The organism is Streptomyces aurantiacus (assembly GCF_001418335.1).
GTDB classification, from domain to species: domain Bacteria; phylum Actinomycetota; class Actinomycetes; order Streptomycetales; family Streptomycetaceae; genus Streptomyces; species Streptomyces aurantiacus.
Window position 1 is genome coordinate 1 of record NZ_LIPP01000103.1, and the last position, 16,225, is coordinate 16,225.

14 protein-coding genes and 2 pseudogenes are annotated in these 16,225 nt (G+C 66.0%); 3 read left to right on the top strand and 13 right to left on the bottom strand.

All coding sequences use genetic code 11. The features are described 5' to 3' along the window. Positions 1–37 precede the first annotated feature (37 nt). Both AOK01_RS15245 and AOK01_RS15250 read right to left on the bottom strand, forming a co-directional pair. Positions 38–1,204 carry a glycerate kinase gene (locus AOK01_RS15245; RefSeq protein WP_213862100.1) on the bottom strand — a complete coding sequence of 389 codons (1,167 nt, stop codon included), beginning with the start codon at positions 1,202–1,204 and terminating at the stop codon, positions 38–40. 143 nt (positions 1,205–1,347) lie between these two features. Continuing rightward, entirely contained in the window at positions 1,348–1,614 is a 267-nt protein-coding gene (locus tag AOK01_RS15250; RefSeq protein ID WP_055511826.1) for a hypothetical protein, read from the bottom strand. A gap of 183 nt (positions 1,615–1,797) precedes the next feature. On the opposite strand from AOK01_RS15250, the gene AOK01_RS15255 reads away from it, so the two are divergent. After that, complete coding sequence (locus AOK01_RS15255) at positions 1,798–2,289, top strand: NUDIX domain-containing protein (RefSeq protein ID WP_055511828.1); 492 nt, start codon at positions 1,798–1,800, stop codon at positions 2,287–2,289. Between the two features lie 427 nt (positions 2,290–2,716). Here AOK01_RS15255 and AOK01_RS45060 read toward each other — a convergent pair. The 4 genes and pseudogenes from AOK01_RS45060 to AOK01_RS45065 all read right to left on the bottom strand — a co-directional run. Then, positions 2,717–2,905: pseudogene (locus AOK01_RS45060) on the bottom strand (FtsK/SpoIIIE domain-containing protein); the annotation flags it as partial. A gap of 84 nt (positions 2,906–2,989) precedes the next feature. After that, entirely contained in the window at positions 2,990–3,574 is a 585-nt protein-coding gene (locus tag AOK01_RS43560) for a hypothetical protein (protein WP_157871323.1), read from the bottom strand. Between the two features lie 70 nt (positions 3,575–3,644). After that, entirely contained in the window at positions 3,645–4,601 is a 957-nt protein-coding gene (locus AOK01_RS43565; protein ID WP_157871325.1) for a hypothetical protein, read from the bottom strand. A gap of 226 nt (positions 4,602–4,827) precedes the next feature. Continuing rightward, on the bottom strand, positions 4,828–5,244 hold the full coding sequence (locus AOK01_RS45065; protein ID WP_245702265.1) for a hypothetical protein: 417 nt from the start codon (positions 5,242–5,244) through the stop codon (positions 4,828–4,830). A 413-nt stretch (positions 5,245–5,657) separates the two neighbouring features. Here AOK01_RS45065 and AOK01_RS45070 point away from each other — a divergent pair, with 413 nt between their 5' ends. Beyond that, entirely contained in the window at positions 5,658–5,888 is a 231-nt protein-coding gene (locus AOK01_RS45070) for a hypothetical protein (RefSeq protein ID WP_063792802.1), read from the top strand. Positions 5,889–6,165: 277 nt separating this feature from the next. Here AOK01_RS45070 and AOK01_RS46550 read toward each other — a convergent pair whose 3' ends face one another. The 4 genes and pseudogenes from AOK01_RS46550 to AOK01_RS45075 form a co-directional block, all read right to left on the bottom strand. Then, complete coding sequence (locus AOK01_RS46550) at positions 6,166–7,485, bottom strand: caspase family protein (protein ID WP_079103437.1); 1,320 nt, start codon at positions 7,483–7,485, stop codon at positions 6,166–6,168. Positions 7,486–7,493: 8 nt separating this feature from the next. Next, a complete protein-coding gene (locus AOK01_RS43575; RefSeq protein ID WP_157871329.1) occupies positions 7,494–7,835 on the bottom strand; it encodes an effector-associated constant component EACC1 in 342 nt (113 codons plus the stop codon). Between the two features lie 416 nt (positions 7,836–8,251). Continuing rightward, positions 8,252–8,812, bottom strand: a complete 561-nt coding sequence (locus AOK01_RS15270; protein ID WP_425424738.1) for a DUF3885 domain-containing protein — start codon at positions 8,810–8,812, stop codon at positions 8,252–8,254. A 35-nt stretch (positions 8,813–8,847) separates the two neighbouring features. Beyond that, a pseudogene (locus AOK01_RS45075) lies at positions 8,848–8,952 on the bottom strand (peptide-methionine (S)-S-oxide reductase MsrA); the annotation flags it as partial. Positions 8,953–9,224: 272 nt separating this feature from the next. Between AOK01_RS45075 and AOK01_RS15275 the strand changes: the two are divergent. After that, complete coding sequence (locus tag AOK01_RS15275) at positions 9,225–9,911, top strand: SIR2 family NAD-dependent protein deacylase (RefSeq protein ID WP_055511833.1); 687 nt, start codon at positions 9,225–9,227, stop codon at positions 9,909–9,911. Between the two features lie 4 nt (positions 9,912–9,915). On the opposite strand, the gene AOK01_RS15280 is transcribed toward AOK01_RS15275, so the two are convergent. The 3 genes from AOK01_RS15280 to AOK01_RS15290 form a co-directional block, all read right to left on the bottom strand. Then, positions 9,916–10,461, bottom strand: coding sequence for a methylated-DNA--[protein]-cysteine S-methyltransferase (locus tag AOK01_RS15280; RefSeq protein ID WP_079103439.1), 546 nt, complete (start codon positions 10,459–10,461; stop codon positions 9,916–9,918). Then, positions 10,458–12,017, bottom strand: a complete 1,560-nt coding sequence (locus AOK01_RS15285) for an AlkA N-terminal domain-containing protein (RefSeq protein ID WP_079103446.1) — start codon at positions 12,015–12,017, stop codon at positions 10,458–10,460. Before AOK01_RS15285 ends, AOK01_RS15280 begins: the two co-directional genes overlap by 4 nt. 154 nt (positions 12,018–12,171) lie before the next feature. Continuing rightward, positions 12,172–16,137: a glycoside hydrolase family 2 TIM barrel-domain containing protein gene (locus AOK01_RS15290; protein WP_055511835.1), complete on the bottom strand. Its 3,966-nt coding sequence runs from the start codon at positions 16,135–16,137 to the stop codon at positions 12,172–12,174. Between the last annotated feature and the right edge of the window lie 88 nt (positions 16,138–16,225).

Below are 16,225 nucleotides of genomic sequence, written 5' to 3' on the forward strand. Positions count from 1 at the left end.
GGACCGGGGGTTCGGGGGCGGCGGGGGCGGGAAACACTCAGGTGAGGAAGTCCTCCGCGATACGCCCCGCGAGCTCCTCCAGAATCGGCCCCGCCTCCGCCATGCACCGCCCGACATCGGGCTCGACATCCGTCAGCGGATACACCCGCCGAAACCCGGCCCTGCCGAGCGCCTCAGGAGCAAGCGACAACCGCCCGCACACAGCGATGACCTCCTTGCCCGCGGCCCGCGCGGCAGCGGCCACCCCCGCGGGAGCCTTCCCGTGGAGGGTCTGCTCGTCCAGGGACCCCTCCCCGGTGATGACCAGCGTCGCCCGCTCCAGCGCGGGCCCGAAGCCCAGCACATCGAGCATGACCTCGATCCCGGGCCGGAACCGCGCGCCGAGCCCCACGAGAGCCCCGTACCCGATACCACCGGCGGCCCCCGCACCGGGCGCGACGGCGTACTCCGCCGCCCTGCCCCCGATCGCCTTCTCCAGGACCGCGGCGAAGTGGACGAGCCCCGCGTCGAGCACCGCCACCTCGTCCGGAGAGGCACCCTTCTGCGGCCCGTACACCGCCGGCGCGCCCTTCGGCCCGGTCAGCGGATTGTCCACGTCACTGGCGAGGACCACGTCGACGGAGGCGAGCCGGGGGTCGAGACCGGTCAGGTCCGCCGTGGCTAGCTGCCCGAGGGAACCGCCGCCGGGCGGCACGGGCTCGCCGTCCTCGTCGAGGAACCGGGCGCCGAGCGCGGACAGCATCCCGGCCCCGCCGTCGGTGGTCGCGCTGCCGCCGACGCCGAACACGATCGTCCGCGCCCCGGCGTCGAGCGCGGCCCGCAGCAGCTCCCCGGACCCGTACGTGGACGACGTGAGCGGCGCGAAGACCCCGGCGGGCAGCCGCTGCAACCCGCTGGCCTCGGCCATCTCGACGACCGCGGTGCCGTCGCGGAGCGCGAACGCGGCGGCCACCTCGCTCCCGAGCGGCCCGGCGACCCGTATCTCGTGCCGCTCGAACCCGGCGGCGACCGCCGCGTCGACCGTGCCGTCGCCGCCGTCGGCCACCGGGAGCGCCTCGACCTCGGCCCGGGGCGCGACCCGGTGCAGTCCTGCCGTCACCCGCTCGGCCACCTGCACGGCCGTGAGCGAGCCCTTGAACTTGTCCGCGGCGATGAGTACCCGCTGGATCTGGCTGCCGGTCCGGTTCACTGCAGCGTCCGCCACCTTGCGTTCCCCTTGCTCCTCGGGCCTTGCACACGTCAAGGCAGTCGCGCCGCTGCGACCCTAACCGCAGGAGGGGGCCGCTGCCCAGGGCGGTTCTCAGGACCCGGACAGCGGTCGATCAGGCTCCGGAGGGCAGCGACCGGTCAGCCGGCGTCGGTCCCGCGCGAGTCGTAGAGCTGGTGCGTCAGCGGACCGGTGCTCCCGGACGGCACGCTGATGTGCTCCAGCACGTCCTCCAGGAGATCGAGGTCCCCGGTCCGCACGCCGACGTCCCCGGTGGTGACCAGAGGCTCAGCGGGAGCGGGAGCGGGAGCGGCGGAGGCGGCACCGGTGCCGGACAGGGTGGCGACGACCGCGGCGACCGCGACGCCACCGGCCGCGAGGACCGTCGTACGACTCAACGACTTCATGGGACTCCCCACACGTAATACTCAATACCCCATACGAATAAAACCCCACGATCCTCCCATGCGACACGACACCGTAAGCATATAAAGCGGATATAACCGGCAGCAGTTCGGCACACCGGGTGTATGCCCACCGGGAGTTGACGATCACGCGGACCGCTCCGTCGATCTCGCTAGGCTGCTCCGATGACGACTCTTGACTTCGACACCTACATCGCGGGCCTCCCCCGTGTGCTCCTCGGCGCCGCCGCGCTCTTCCGTGACACCGAGGGCCGGGTGCTGCTCGTCGAGCCCAACTACCGCGAGGGCTGGGCGCTGCCGGGCGGAACCGTCGAGTCGGACGCCGGCGAGACCCCGCGGCAGGGCGCCCACCGGGAGACCCTTGAGGAGATCGGCCTGGACCTCGCGCTCGGCAGGCTGCTCGCGGTGGACTGGGTGCCGGGTGCCGGGCATCCGCCGGGCGTCGCGTACCTGTATGACGGCGGCGTCCTGACCGAGGAGCAGTTCACGTCGATCCGCCTCCAGGAGTCGGAGCTGCTCTCCTGGCGACTGGTCCCGCGCGAGGAGCTGCCCCGGTACATGCCGGGCTCCCTGGGCCGCCGCGTGGCCGCCGCCCTGGACGTACTCGCGGAGGAAACAGGAACGGCGGAACTGGAGAACGGCCACCGGGTCCACTGAGAGTACTGAGACCACTGACCGAGGTGCGGGGGTGAGAGGGCTGCCGGAGCCCGCCGATAACGGTTCGCCCCGTCCGGGCGGGCGCTCTACTCTCGGCACATGAGCAAGCCTCTCGTCGCCCTTCTCAGTGGCGCAGGTGTCTCCACGGAACAGGGCATCGGCAGAAGTAACCTCGCGCCATGACGGATGACTTGGTACAGCGAGCACACTGGGGAGACTTAGACGGCCAGAACTGGGCGGGGTTGGTCCGTCTCTCCCTCGAAGCGGAGGACGAGGAGTTAACCGCGCGGGCTGCGCGCCCGACACCGGATCACCCCGCCGGCAGCGGCACGAAGTGGCGTCCGGCCACCGGCCGGGACATCAAGAGCAGGGAAGAGCAGGAGAAGGACGCGCGCCGTTTCGTCGAGAGTCGCGGGGGCCGGTACGTGTTGAGGTCGCCCAAGGTCATCTCTGCTGTGCCGGGGTCGTTCACGCGGTGGCAGATCCGGCCGCCGAGCTGGGCGCGCAGTGCGGTGACGCCGGGGCCGAGGTCGGAGCCGACGCGTTGGCCGGCGACGACCAGGTGCAGGCCGAGCGCGGCACCGAGCTGAGCCAGCCGCAGGAGGAGGACGGAGCACAGCCCTTTCGGGCACAGACACGCCCGAGGCTGGTAGTGCTATCTGAATTGATTAAATCGCAGCGCAACTATTCACAGAACGACTCAACTCTCCTGATTTTCCTTTTCGGGCAAGATGCCGATAGCGCCAGTAAATTTTAACCCCTCGTTGGCTAGTGGGTTCGTGTCGTCGAGGACGATCAATTGAATCAACTCTCCGAACAACAGGGCTAGGCGCACAAATCGAGCTAGAGCCAGCATGACGCCTGCTTCAAATAGCCAACTTCCGAGATCATCCGACTTGGTGCGACTGTCGAGTGCATACGCTACAAGAAAGAGAGCAGTAGCTAGAACGGAACCCAAGAACACCCCGCGCCATGCGCGAGCAAGATTCTCTGGATGCCGACGCTTCAGCTCCTCTACGCGATCTCCCCGGTTGGTTAGGTACTGCGCCACCGTCACGCTAGCGAGCGTGCCAGTCAGCGAAACCACGGTGGCTGTAGCGCCATATAGGCTCGGTCGTTTTTCTGTGGGAATGCTGTGTAGCAGCACTGGTGTCGACCAAAGGAAGTGCGCAGCTAGATGCACAAAGATAACGAAGATCACAGCCGCCAGATCGTAGCCGCTACGAGACAGCCAGTGGCGCCCAAAGCGAACGAATGGATGCATGATTTTCGAGAGAACGGTCATGGCCCCACCTCCCATGTAAGGCAGACCTTAGCGCCTCCCACTGACAGTGCTCCCCACCTGTACTTATCAGCTACGCGACGCCGTCTAGCTCGCTCCGCAACTCTTCCGCGGCAGCCATGATCGCTCTGACAGCCGATGAGTTGCGGATAGGCTCTCCATCATCCCCTGTCAGCGGTACAGATTTCTTCGCCGTAATCCTTTGAGAGATGAAATCTAATTCTTCTTGGTGCGATCGTGACTCTTCGTCATAGGTGACCAATGTGGCGGATACCGACTCAGCTGCGCTCGTAACGTTTTGCAGCCTCAATGCCTCATCTTTCAGTGCCCTTCGGGCTTGGTCGTAAGCCTTACCTCTAGGTACGCGCAGCGTAACTGTGACGAAAATATCACCGTACGTTCGCCTCAGGCGCTTAAGGGTGTCAGCCATGATTTCAGAACCGACATGCTCCAAGGCTTCTGCTTTTGATGTACTGATGCGCACCTTTGTCTCGGATACGCCGTCTGAAGCGTTGAGCTTCTTGCGTTGCCCTTTGGTGAGTGCGGCTTCCACCCGGACAAGCCCCTTGGGTTCGTCGAAGAGCTTTTGCCCATCGAGTCGCAAATTCTCCAGCCACTCACCGAGCGCGGTGTGTGTAGGCGAGGACGTTGAGCCGCGGATGATGCCGGCAATATTCTTCCTATCCAGGAATACTATTACCGTCGTTTCCACCAACTCGCCTATCGAATCTGGATTAACGGGTTCTGCGGCTTCCTCTTGCCTGAGTATTTCGAGCCATGAGTTCTCGTCGCGAGGTTCCATCAGTTTCAATGCATACGTCTCATCCACCGTGAGGACTTCGCCTATGAGTCGCCGAGCTGGTCCCTGGTAGGTGCGATCTACGACACTCCGCGAGGCCAGTTTTCCCAGGAAATCCTGCCAATCGGCGTTTGGAAGTCGCACAATATCTTTTGTCGCATCTAATTCTTTCACGATGCGAAAGAAGGAAACCGTGCGTCGGGCTGCTTTCTTCTTTGATCCGCTTGACATAGCCCGCTCCCGCTAGCTCGACCAGCTGCCATACTGTGGCGATTATTCGCTTAGGGCGGGGTTAGGGTATCACCAGTTGTTCATCTAGGCACAGCAAACAGTCATGTGGATCTTCCTATCTTCTCGCCTGCGCTGATAATCCACTTCAGGCGCTGCGCCGTCTGGACGGACTCGCAGTTGCGAAAGGCAGAGACACTGAGCCCTTGCCGCTTTGTGACCCGTTAGATCAGTGGACAACGACGCCAGGTATCAGCGCCACCAGTCCAGAGAGGAAGCTGCCTACTGCTGCGAGTGTGACGAGGGCTGCCTTGCCGTCCGAGAACAACCCGGAACAGAACTCACGCACTCGTCGCCGGAGGATAAGCATCTTGAGCTTCTGCCATCGGTGTTGATGGATGTGGCAGCCCATGAGGATGCCGGTCGCGTTGTTGCGGCACCCGTCGTCGCGTCCCCTGACTGGAGCCGCACAGGTCACCGGAGCTTGAAAGAATGACCAGAGGAGCACGGCGGCAGAGAGGGTGATGATCACCACTGGCCCTGCTGCCCTGTTGATCCACGCGGCGATGAGTAGTGCGCCGGCCAGGACGCCCCACCATTGCCCTAAACCACCGAACCGACCGCTCCTTGCCCCTGAAGTCGCCATGACTGTAATCGTGGCGAGGCGCTCTGCGAATCATGCCCGCAGCGAGGTTTGTGACCGAAAGGGGCTCAAGGAAGGCTGATGCATGGCGGAGTCAGATCGCCCAAACGGTGCACACAGCTCGCCATTGCGTCGTCGTCCTGAGCAAGCGTTGGCGGCACTGCAGGTTGGGGCAGATGCGAGCGTGGCGGGCTACCGCTCAGTGTCCTCCGGTGCCGGAGTGACGCCCGTCGGGCAAGACGCCCGTTACCTTCCTCGTAGATCCCGGTTCGCCCAACCCGCAGTACCCATCCAAGTTTTTGCTGTCTGAAAGATACTGCTGGTGGTAGGGCTCAACTGGGTAGAAGCTGCATCCCTTTCAGGGCACGTCGAGGACTGCCACAAAAGGTCTGGGAGCGCGGCTTGACGTGGGTCAAATGGACGCCTACCGCCTACTCGGAGACGACGAACGCGCCGCCACCCACGCCCGCTCAGTGATCCCCATCAGCACCGGCCCCGACGGCACCGAAATCTCCCCCATGCGTGTGGCAGAGGCCCGCCTCACACTCGGAGTCGCCGCAGCTCGAACCGGCGAGATAGAAGAGGCAATCGGCATGGGCACCAAAGCCCTCGAAGCCAACCGCAAGTCCCTCCTATCGTTGCTTTAGTCGCCGATGAACTGGACAAGAAACTTCGTTCCAAGTATACCCGCGAAACGTCCACGCGCGATTTCCACGAGAGGGTCATGATCATTAAGCGGGGCGCCGCTACACCCAAACTTCCGTTCTGAAGCTGCTGTACATAAACCGGGCCCAATTTCCGTTGAGAAACCGGGTTCTTTCAAGCCACCCACACCGGGCTTTCCAGGGTAAGTTCACTTGCGCCCAAGACAGGTGGCCACGATTGCGGGAGAGCCCACGATCTGGCTCGATGAGCGAAAGCGAGCTATTTCAACGACTCGCGGGAATCCAGTTTACTTACGTCTACCTCCCACGGGACCTTAAAAACTTCCCGAAGCACTTTTTCAAGTACCTCGTCACACCCTGAGGATAGATAGTTTTGCCTACTAGCGTCATTCGAGAACACCAATTCAAGCTTCTTGCCGTCGAAGCGAGTTACTTCGGCATACTGACTAAGGAGGATCCAGGCGAAGCGTCGCCGCTCCTTTACCGCCTCGAGGATTCTTGGCCATAGTTCATCAATTGATGTAACCCCAGGTGACGTCGCCTTCTGAGGAGGTTGCTTCACTTTCGGCCACCCCCCAGGGCGGCGTGCCGCAGGAGTAGTTGCTTCCGGGGCCGCAGGTGGTGCAACAGTGTCAGCTGGCGGCCAAGCGCCCGGCTGCTGGATCGCCGGGGTCACGGTCTCGGACGTGGTCGAGCTGGGCTTGACCGTCTTAGCCGTCGGCCACCCCCCAGGCCGGCGATCCAACGCTTTTGCCGATTCGCTAGCCACTACTTGAGCGGCTTGATCACTAGTGAGCGGTCGATAAGCCTGCTCCCCTGAAAGATGGGATGCATCAAACCAGCCGACCCATTGCCTGTTCCAGGCAAGCGTCAGACCTCCAGGAGAATTACGTACTCTCCTATGAGGGAGAGGGCGCGCTTTCGCACGTAGCGAGCTGCGCAGATGGGTAAATATCGTATCCAGGTCCATAAACTTCTTAGTGGTATCCGGCACCCCATCTCGAAGTAGGCGCACCAGTTCGCCTGTAAATGCGGTAAAGCCGCTACCATCCTCTGAAATTGCTGCTTGAGTTTCCCCCGAGGCGGCAATTAGATAAGTTCCCTCAACTATCGCGTCTTCAGCTACGGAATCGACAGGATCTGCCATTACGCCAAGGGCGCTAGCGGCGTAACAGCAGTCCAGAATAACGATTCGTCGATTCGCTGTGGATTCAATGAGCGCTTCTCGAATGTCGTCATAATCCGTCGAAGTGTGCGGAGCGCCCGCCCTGGAAGTGGAACGACTGAGGCGGAACTCGCCCCTATTTGCCCCTTTGAGTCCGTGGCCAGCGTAGTACACCAGCAACGTGTCGGTTGCCTCTTCGACACACCGAAGAATCGGATCTACCAATTCCTCTGGAGTCTTTGGGTTGTGGATCGTCACACAGTGCCGAGACGGGAGATTCCATGAGTACGAGCTTGTAAGGATTTCCCTCAAGGCAGCGACGTTATTTCTCACCGCCGGGAGTTTATGCAAGCTCGTGTACTCACTCACACCAATCAGCACAGCGCGAGTCCCATGGGGGTCAGGAAGGGTCACGGAATCCGCTACTCCTCGGTGAGTGCCTGAATGATGCGCTCGATCGTGTCGTTATCACTGCCCTCGACTGTTACGATTTTTCCATCGTGTTCAATGGTTACTCGAGGGGACTTGGCCCGCGTATTCCTCCATGCTGCATAACTCAGAGAAAAAGTCGCAATCTGCCAAAAATTATCCGTGATTAGCTGGAGCGTTTCGAGGGTTCCAGCCCCCATTTCTCCAGCATCGGGATCGACGGTTACCCATGAGATCTTGGCGTGGTTTCGAATATCGGGAGTTTCCAAAAGCCATGACCGGAATGAACGCAGTTCCCCATCAGCGCCCGGGCCATCCATGCTGATTCTCATCATGGCGTCCGTCCCCTCCATCCCCTGTGCTGGTTACGTCGCAGCACACAGCTTAGATGAGGCTCCGTCACCACAAACTGGATTGCTTGTGCGTTGGAGCTGTTGCCATCTCTGCGCGATCCACCTCAAGGTCGACTCGCGGCCGCGACCACGCTGGCCCGCCGCCTGTGTGCGCGGGATTTAACTGCGCAGGTACTGCTCACCGGATCAGAGCCGGTCAGCATCGCCCTCGGTAAGGATCTTGGAACCCGGGCTGGCAAGGACTCTCAGGCCTGGCAACTACAGGAAGGGGTTACGTTCGCACAGGTGCTGTGCGCGGCCCAGGTCATCCCGATGGCATTAGAAAGGGCTGTGAACGCGGCTTGACGTGAGTCATCAAGCCGCGTTGACAGACCACTGCGGGGGAGCCGTTGCGGCTCTCAGAGGCCGGCTGGGTGGCTGGAAAGCCAGTCTGTGTGTTGGACACGCACACGGTCACGCTCTGCAGGCGTCGCAAGGATGACGTCTGCGCCGCCGTCGTAGGGATGGTGGATGCGTCGCAGTTCCGTGTCGGCAACGAAGACTTCGACAAGCGCCTCGTCCGCGACGGCTCGCAGCAGCCCGTTTAGGCAGCCGCGGTTCCACCGGTGCCGGTCGGCGTACAGGCGTGTGTGGGTGTGGAACTCCGGGTCGGGATCGTCCTGCTCCGACTCTGTCCACCAGCGGATGCCGTCGGGATGCAGTGTCTGTCGTGGCGTCGGGTAGCCCGCGGGCCCGGTCGGTGTGTTCGACCAGTCCATGGTCACCACGAACACGTCCGTGCCCGCGAACAACTCGTCGAGGATCGTGTTGTATCGGTTCAGCACGATCGTGTACTCGTCCTCGGACGCCGGGTAGCGCTTCGAGTCGGGAAGGCTGTGGAAGCGCACCCAGCGATCCACGTACCTAGTGCGAAACGTGTGAGCGACGGGAGGGCCCGACGGATGGCGTTCCCTCCACAACGCCGCCAGGAGAGCAGGGTCGATGGCGGAACTCCTCCCTTGGCCGGAGCCATACCGATCGGACAGGAAACACCGGTCCCGCCGTGGCCGTTGATGTTGCGGTCAAGATACTGCTGGTGGTAGCCGTCCGCCGTGCGGAACGTGCAGTCCACCAAAGGAGGCAGGCCTTTTCCCCGATCCCGGGGATGCAGTCTGTGAGCGCGGCTTGACATGGATCAAGCCATTGTTCCTCGCCTGGGGACACCAGCCGTTCGTTGGGCCTGTCCGGTTGGACGGAGGTAGGTCCCAGTTTTCGGGGCCCTGCGGACACGAGCAGGTGGGGAACGACTGCTTGATCCACGTCACCCTGTCCCGCTGTCGAACGGTCAGGACCTGAACCGTTGTTGCCCAGCTCGCTGTGTTACATCAACCAATGCCTTGCGACTCCGGGATTCCCGACTATCGCGGCCCCAACGGTGTGTGGCGGCGGGATCCGGAAGCGCAGCAGCTCGTGACGTACGAGTACTACATGGGTGATCCGGAGATCCGGCGCCGCTCGTGGCAGATGCGCCGCAAGAACCGGACGCTGAACGCCGAGCCGAACGCGGCGCACCGGGCGGTGGCCGAGCTGGAGCGGGCCGGGGTGCCCGTCCGGGTGATCACGCAGAACGTGGACGGGCTGCATCAGCTCGCTGGTATGCCCGCCCGCAAGGTGCTCGAACTGCACGGCAGCGCCCGGAGTGTCGTGTGTACGAAGTGTCGTGCGCGCGGGCCGATGGAGGACGCCCTGGCCCGGGTCGAGGCCGGGGAGCCGGATCCGCCGTGCCTGGAGTGCGGCGGGATCCTCAAGTCTGCAACCGTCATGTTCGGTGAGCGGCTCGACCCGGAGGTACTGGGCGAGGCGCTCGCCATCGCCAAGGCGTGCCAGGTCTTCATCGCCGTCGGCACCAGCCTCCAGGTGCAGCCCGCCGCGGGGCTCGCCGGTGTCGCCGCCGATCACGAGGCCCGCCTCGTCATCGTCAACGCCGAGCCCACCCCGTACGACGACCGGGCCGACGAGGTGATCCGGGAGCCGATCGGCACGAGCCTGCCCCAGCTGCTGCGGGGCCTGGCCGCCTGACCTGTCAGAACAGTGCCAGGTCCTCTTCTCCTCGTGCCCCTCGTGCTCCTCCGGCTCCTCCGGCTCCTCGGGCTCCTCGGGCTCCTCGTTCGAAGTCCAGCAACCGCTGTTTGCGCTCCAGGCCGCCGCCGTAACCCGTAAGGCTGCCGTCCGCGCCCACCACTCGGTGGCAGGGCACGATGATCCCCAGCGGGTTCTTGCCGTTGGCGAGGCCCACCGCTCGGGAGGCCTTCGGGTTGCCGAGGGCGTCCGCGAGTTCGCCGTACGAGCGGGTCTCGCCGTACGGGATCCTCCGGAGCTGTTCCCAGACCGAGCGCTGGAACGGGGTTCCGTCCAGGCGGAGTTGTGTGGCGAAGTCCTTCAACTCGCCCGCGAAGTAGGCCCGTAGATCCTCGGTCGCCTCGGCGAAGGGCGTGTCGTCCGGTCGTCCGAAGGTCTCCTCCGGCGGGCGGTGGCGCTGGTCGGTCATGTAGAGCCCCGAGAGGACTCCGTCGGTGGCGACGAGTGTGAGCGGTCCGTACGGGCTGTCGATGACGGTGTGCTGTTTCACGGGATGTCCTTCGGTGCTTGGCGGCGGCGCTTGGCCGGTACTTGAGGTGTTGACGGCTGATGCGGCCTGTCCGGGAGGAAGTTGATCGGGTGCGTGCCCGTCGCCCACAGGTACTGGACCGCGTACGCCCGCCAGGGCCGCCAGTCCGCGGCACGCGCCGTCAGTGCGGCGGGGGTGGACGGCAGGCCCAACTCCTTTGCCGCGTAGCGGACTCCGAGGTCGGTGGTCGGGAAGGCGTCGGGGTCGCCGAGGGCACGCATGGCGATGACCTCCACGGTCCAGGGCCCGAACCCGGGCAGGGCGAGCAGCCTGGCCCTGGTCTCCGTCCAGTCGCCCTCGACGCCCAAGTGCACGGTGCCGTCGACCAGTTGGGTCACGAGTGTGGTCAGGGTGGTTCGGCGGGTGGCCGGCATGGCCAGGGCCTCGGGGTCGAGTGCCGCCAGGGCCTCGACCGACGGGAAGAGGTGGGTGAGGCCGCCCTCGGGGTCGTCGACCGGGTCCCCGTGGGCCGTGACCAGGCGTGCCGCGTGCGTACGGGCGGCGGCCGTGGACACCTGCTGGCCCAGTACGGCCCGTACGGCGAACTCGGCCTCGTCGACCGTACGGGGCACTCGGCGGCCCGGTGCCTTGTCGACGAGGGGCGCCAGTACGGGGTCCGTACGCAACTGGTCGTCGACCGCGACCGGATCGGCGTCCAGGTCGAGCATCCGGCGGCAGCGGCTGATGGCGACGGTCAGGTCGCGCAGGTCGCTGAGGGTGAGCCGGCAGCCGATGTGGTCGGGTCTCGGAGTGAGCGCGACGACACCGTGGCCGTACGGCAGCCGCAGCGTGCGCCGGTACGCGCCGTCGCGCCACTCCTCCACACCGGGTACGGCGGTGGCGACGAGGTGGCCGAAGAGGTTGTCGGGGTTGAGCGGGGCACGGAACGGGAGCCGTAGGTCCAACACCCCTGGTGTACCGGTCGAGTTGCTGCCGGTTGCGTTGGCGCCGTTCCTGGGGGCCCTGGTGCGTAGGTCGCTCGGTGCCAGGGCGAAGACCTCGCGGACCGTGTCGTTGAAGGCGCGGATCGAGGAGAAGCCCGCCGCGAAGGCGATCTCGGCCATCGGGAGTGGTGTCGTCTCGATGAGCAGGCGTGCGGTCTGGGCCCGCTGGGCACGGGCCAGGGCGAGCGGTCCCGCACCCAGTTCGGCGAGGAGCTGGCGTTCGATCTGCCGGGTGCTGTATCCGAGGCGGGTCGCGAGCCCCGGCACACCCTCGCGGTCCACGATCCCGTCACCGATCAGCCGCATGGCGCGGGCCACGAGGTCGGCCCGCCGGTTCCACTCGGGCGAGCCTGGGCTGGTGTCGGGGCGGCAGCGCTTGCAGGCCCGGAAACCGGCCTGCTGGCAGGCGGCGGCGCTCGGATAGAACGTCATGTTCTCCGGCTTCGGCGGCACGACGGGGCAGCTGGGCCGGCAGTAGATCCGGGTGGTCAGGACCGCCGTGAAGAACCATCCGTCGAAGCGGGCGTCCTTCGACTGGACAGCGCGCACGCAGCGCTCGGTCTCGGTGTGCATCCCGTTCTGCATGTCTCCCAGCATCGCCCTTGGTCACGGCGATGGCTGGCGGAAATACGACATCTGCCTGCGCCGGGCCGCCCACGCCCGGAGGGTGCCCCTCCGGGCGTGGGCGGGTCGCCAGGACCTAGCCGGAGAACCTATCCGGGAGAACCTATCCGGAGAAGTTTCCTGCCGTCGGCCGCCGGGAGGCCGCCATCGCCTTGTCGACGTCGGTCAGGGGACGCAGCCGGTAGGTGTAGGAGTAGTCCCGGTCGGCGAAGAGCTTGTACTCGTCGTGCGTGTGCGCGCCCCAGCTGTTGTCGCCGCCGACGCCCATCTGCCGGTGGTTCAGGCGCAGTACGACCTCGTCCCGCGGGGTCAGCTGGTAGTCGTGGCGCGTACCGACCGACAGGTCCTCGGGGGTGACGTGCGAGGCGTTGACCTCGATGAGCGGTTCACCGGAGACGAGCAGCCCGGCGCCGCCGCGGTCGGTCAGGGCGGCCCAGCGGACGTCGGTCTTGTTGCCGTTCTCCTGCGGGCGGATGTAGCGCGTCCACTGCCCGGAGACGGTCCCGGAGTACAGCCCCACGTCGGTGCCGTCGTTGCGGTCCCAGTGGTTCTCCTCGGGGCCGCGGCCGTAGTAGTGCAGGTACTCAAGGCGGCCCGGCAGGAAGAGCAGGGTGCCGACCTCCGGGATGTACGGCAGGCTCGCCGCGCCCGGGTGCAAGGTGTTGTCGACCTTGATCTCACCGTTGCCGAAGACCGTGTACGTAGTGGTGTACGCGGATTCGGTGGCCGTGGGCAGGGTTCCGGCGACCTTGATCTCGACGGCCCGGTCGCGCAGGGCGCGCACGCTCACGTCCGTCACCTCGCGCCGGGCTCCGGCGTCGCGCCAGGTCTGGTTGCGCAGGTGCTGGCCGTTGCCCCGGTCGTTGTCGGTCGGTGCCCGCCAGAAGTTCGGCACGGGCCCGGAGGTGATCAGCCGGGTGCCATGGGCCTCGTACGACGTGATGACGCCGGTGCGCTTGTCGAGGGTGACGGAGAAGCCCTTGCCCCGCACCGTGACGGACCGTTCGCCGTCCTGGTGCAGCAGGGCGGGCACCTGTTCCAGCGGGACCTGCCGCACGGCCGGGCTGCCGGCGTCGACCGGGAGTTGCTGCTTGGCCACCTCGAAGCCGGCCTCGGCCCATTTCGTGCGTTCCTTGGTGGTGAAGGACAGGTGCAGGAAGTACTCCGCGCCGGGCGCCGGGGTGGCCGGGAGCCTGACCGGCACGGTGACGTCCTTGCTGCTGAGCGGCGGGACGTCCAGCTGGGCGCGGCTCAGCTTGCCGCTCCGCACGGTCTTCCCGTCGGCGACCAACGCCCAACTGCCGTCGAACTCGCGGAGGTTGGTGAACAGGTACTCGTTGGTGAGAGTGACGGCCGCTCCGGCTCCCCCGGCCGCTCCGGCTGCTCCGACTGCGAGTGACGTGCCGGACGCCGGGGCGGCGTTGACGGCCTGGTAGATCTGTTTGACCTCTGCCGCCTTGCCGGTGTGTCCGCGGTCGGCGGTGACGATGCCGTCCGCGACGAAGGCCCCGTCGTTGGGGTGGTCGCCCCAGTCGCCGCCGTACGCGAAGTACGTGCGCTCCTTCGGCCGTTTCTCGGTGACCTCGACGGTGGCCGCGTCGAACCAGAACCGCACCCCTTCGTCGTCGGGGCCGCGCCCGTCCGACGCGAGTTCGGTCCCGGACAGGGCGCGGGCGTAGACGCGGGCCCGCCGGATCGTGCCGCTGAACTCCCTGATGGGATTGTCGACGTCCATGGCGAGGGAGAGCGGCGTGGTGTCGACGGCGGGCCGCCGGGTGGTGCTGCGGGTGGCCTTGACTGCGCCGTCGACGTAGAGGGTCAGCGTGCCCGCCGCCGCGTCGAAGACTCCTGCGGCGTGGTGTTCCTCGCCGGTCCAGTCGTCGGGGAGGCGCCAGCTCGCGGCGTCCCACTGGCCGTCGCCGTGGATGAAGAACTCCAGGGTCCTGTCGGTCTGCTTCAGGGCGTACTGCGTGTCGCCCTTGGCGACGATCGGCTGGTGGTAGCCGGTCACGTGCGGGGTGAACCAGGCCTCCACCGTCAGGGAGCCGGTGATGTCGAGGCCGGTGTCGCGGGCGAAGACGGTGCTGCCGGAGACACCCTTGTGCCGGTCGAAGGTCGCGCTGCCGGCCTGGATCTCGCCGCGTACGGCGCCGGGCCCCGACTCGGTGAACAGCACCCGCGTCGGGGTCGGCTCGGTCAGGGACTGGTCGACGAAGTCCCAAATCCAGCCGCCCTGCAGCACGTCGTGGCGGCGGATGACGTCCCAGTACTTCTTGAGGTTGCCGGTCGAGTTCCCCATCGAGTGGGCGTACTCGATCATGACGTACGGGCGGGTGTCGGAGGTGTCCCGGGCGCGGGCCTCGATGCGCGCGGGGCTCTCGTACATCTCCGAGCGGATGTCGCTGACTTCAGGGCGGTCGTCGCCCTCGTACTGGATGACGCGGGTGGTGTCGTACGAGCGGATCCAGTCGTGCATCGCGACGAAGGTGCTGCCGCCGCCGGCTTCGTTGCCGAGCGACCAGATGACGACGGACGCGTGGTTCTTGTCTCGGTGCACCATGTTCCGGGCGCGGGCCACGCACGCCCTGCTCCAGTCGGCGTGGTCGCCCGGGTACTCGTCGCGGATGCCGTGGGTTTCGAGGTTCGTCTCGTCCACGAGGTACAGGCCGTACTCGTCGGCGAGTTCGTACCAGAGGGTGTTGTTGGGGTAGTGCGAGGTGCGGACGGTGTTGATGTTCATCCGCTTGACGATCTCGATGTCCCGGACGATGTCCGCGCGGGTGAGGGCGGTGCCGCGGTCGGGGTGCATCTCGTGCCGGTTGGTGCCCCGCAGGGAGACCGGTCGGCCGTTGATGCGCATCAGCCCGTCCTCGATCGCGAACTCGCGCAGGCCGACCCGGTGCGAGAGCGTCTCGACGACCCGGCCCGCCGGGTCGCGCAGCCGCAGCACGGCCGTGTAGAGGTACGGGTCCTCGGCCGACCACAGTTTCGGCGCGGGCACGGCCCTGGCGGCCTGTACGGTCACGTCCTCGCCGGCCGGGGCGGAGCCGAGGTCGACGGCCTGGTGCAGTGGGCGTGGCCAGACGGCGTGCCCGCGCGCGTCGTAGAGCTGGGTCTCGACGGAGTACGCCCCGCCGCCCTTGCCACCGGCCTCGTCACCGCCGTCCCCGCTGCCGCCGTTGTCGCGCACGCTCGCGGTGACCGACAGCTCGGCGGCCTGGTAGCCGTCGCTGAGCGGGGTGTCCAGCTTGAAGTCGCGCAGGCGCACGGCCGGTGTGGAGTAGAGGTGGACCGAGCGGAAGATGCCGCTCAGCCGGATCATGTCCTGGTCCTCCAGCCAGTCGCCGTCGGAGTAGCGGTAGACCTCCACCGCGATCTGGTTGGTGCCGGGCTTGAGGTGCGGGGTGATGTCGTACTCGGCGGGGGTGTACGAGTCCTCGCGGTAGCCGACCAGTTCTCCGTTGATCCACACGTAGTGGGCGGACTTGACCCCTTCGAAGTGCAGGAACGTCCGCCGCCCCGACCATCCCTCGGGAACGGTGAAGGTGCGTCTGTACTGGCCCACGGGGTTGTAGCGGGTCGGGGCGGCCGGTGGCTGCGGCTCCTCCCCCAGGCCGTTGGGACCCCAGTACGGATACGTGATGTTGATGTAGATCGGGAAGTCGTAGCCGTGCAGCTGCCAGGCGGAGGGCACGGGGATGGTGTCCCAGCGGCTGTCGTCGACGTCGGTGCGGTAGAAGTCGGTGTCCCGGTCGTCGGGGCGGTCGACGTAGGCGAACTTCCACTTCCCGTCGAGGCTCATCCGGTACGGCGAGCGGGCGCGGTCGCCGTCCAGCGCCTGCCGGACGTCGGCGTACGGCGTGAGCGTGGTGTGCGGCGGCTCGGCTCCCACCTCGAAGAGGTCGATGGCCCCGTTCCACTCCGGGGCGCCGTCCGCCGCCGTCGGCAGGCCGGCCGCGTGGGCGGTGGGGGACGACGCGGGCAGGGCGAGCGCGCCGAGGACGGCGGCCCCTCCCTCAAGAAGTCGACGGCGGCTGACAGGAGGCATGTGCGGGTGCGGGTGCGGCATGGCTGTGGCCTTCCTCGGTACGACAGCGGGGTGCACGAACTGAGGTTGCGTCAGATCTGGTCGAAGCTGATCGATGCGGTTGACATAC